This window comes from Finegoldia magna, assembly GCF_018371055.1.
GTDB classification, from domain to species: domain Bacteria; phylum Bacillota; class Clostridia; order Tissierellales; family Peptoniphilaceae; genus Finegoldia; species Finegoldia magna_I.
The window spans coordinates 1-1,723 of record NZ_JAGYZD010000307.1 but is presented as its reverse complement, the minus strand read 5'-3'; the positions used below and the strand labels follow the sequence as shown (position 1 = coordinate 1,723).

Below are 1,723 nucleotides of genomic sequence, written 5' to 3'. Positions count from 1 at the left end.
ACGAATGCTTCCATTGCTGTAAAACTAAATCCAAATTTCACAAGTTTTAGTAAACTTGCTCCAAACATTGTTGGAATTGCCAAGAAAAATGTAAATTCAGCTGCAACTGTTCTGGATAATCCTATGGCAATACCTCCCAAAATCGTAGCTCCCGAACGTGATGTACCTGGGAATATCGCTGCAATTACTTGGAATAATCCTACTATAAAAGCTTGTTTGTAAGTAATTTTATCGATACTATCGACTAATTTTTTGTGTGATTCTTTGTTTTTATTTTCAATTATAATAAACAAAATACCGAAAATTATTAGTGCTAATGAAATTACAAAATAATTATAAAAGTGTTCTTCGATAAAATCATCAAATTTTATACCAATAATAGCCGCTGGAATGCACGCAACAATTATTTTTGCCCACATTATCATTTTGCTTTTACTAATTGATATCAAATGAGTTTGACCTTTCTTAAATGGCCACACTTTGTTCCAGTAAATTACTACGACTGCCAAGATTGCCCCCAATTGAATTACAACGGTAAACATTGATTTGAAAGCATCTGACATGTTCAATTTGATAAATTCGTCCAATAATAAAATATGACCAGTTGAACTAACTGGCAACCATTCTGTTATTCCTTCAATAATTCCTAAAAGAATAACTTTTAATATTTCTATAAACATATTTCCTCCAATTTCTTAACTACTCATATTATATGAAAAATCCGTTTATTATTCAATCTCAAATGAAAAAAGTGCAAAAGAATTTCTCTCGCACTTTATCAATTTAATTTGCTTTTATATCAGCCCAAATATCATCGTATTTTTCTACAAAATCTGATGGATCTTTAAATATTTCCATATTCTTATGTTTTGATAAATCTGGATAAGCTGTCTTATCTTCTTGAACTTCCTTATCCAAAAGTTTTTTTGCTTCTGTAGATGGAAGAGAATAACCAATATAATCGGCATTAACTTTTGCATTCTCAGGCTCTGTCAAAAAATTTATAAATTTTTCGGCATTTTCTTTGTGTTTTGCATTTTTCAAAATAGCTAATGTGTCAAACCACAAATTTGAACCTTCTTTTGGAATTACATATTCCAAGTTTTCATTCTCACCCTTTGCGACAATCGCATCGCCAGAATACATCACAGCAAGGTCTGCTTCTTCATTTGCCATTTGATTTTTCGTTTCATCTACAAGATAAGCGAGTACAATGTCTTTTTGTTTAATCAATGATTCTTTTGCTTTTTCTAATTCAGCTTCATTTCTAGAATTCATTGAATATCCCAGTCTTTTCAAAGCTACACCAAGTGTATCTCGTGTGGAGTTCATCATAATAATGTTGTCCTTGTACTTTTCGTCCCACAAAATATTCCAGCTATCCACTTTTTCTTTTACTTTGTTTTTATTGTAAAGAATTCCAACAGTTCCCCACATATACGGTACTGTGTATTCGTTTTTTGGGTCGTAATCCAAATTTCTAAATTTTTCGTCGATGTATTTAAAATTAGGAATTTTGCTGTAATCAATTTTTTCAAGCATTCCTTGTTTTATCATCTTTTCAGCCATATAATCTGAAGGAACGACAACATCATAGTTATTTCCACCTTCTTTTACTTTCATATACATATCTTCATTTTGCTCAAAAGTATCATATATTACTTTAATTCCCGTTTCTTTTTCAAACTTTTCTATCAAAGCTGGCTCGATGTATTCTCCCCAA

At 30.9% G+C, this 1,723-nt stretch carries 2 protein-coding genes; both read right to left on the bottom strand.

Annotated elements, in window-relative coordinates; genetic code table 11:
• Nucleotides 1-680: undecaprenyl-diphosphate phosphatase (locus KHW44_RS09390; RefSeq protein WP_304068825.1), on the bottom strand; the 680-nt coding region annotated here is incomplete at its 3' end.
• 103 nt (nt 681-783) lie between these two features.
• Nucleotides 784-1,723 (bottom strand): spermidine/putrescine ABC transporter substrate-binding protein (locus tag KHW44_RS09385; protein WP_304068823.1); only part of this gene is annotated, 940 nt, incomplete at its 5' end.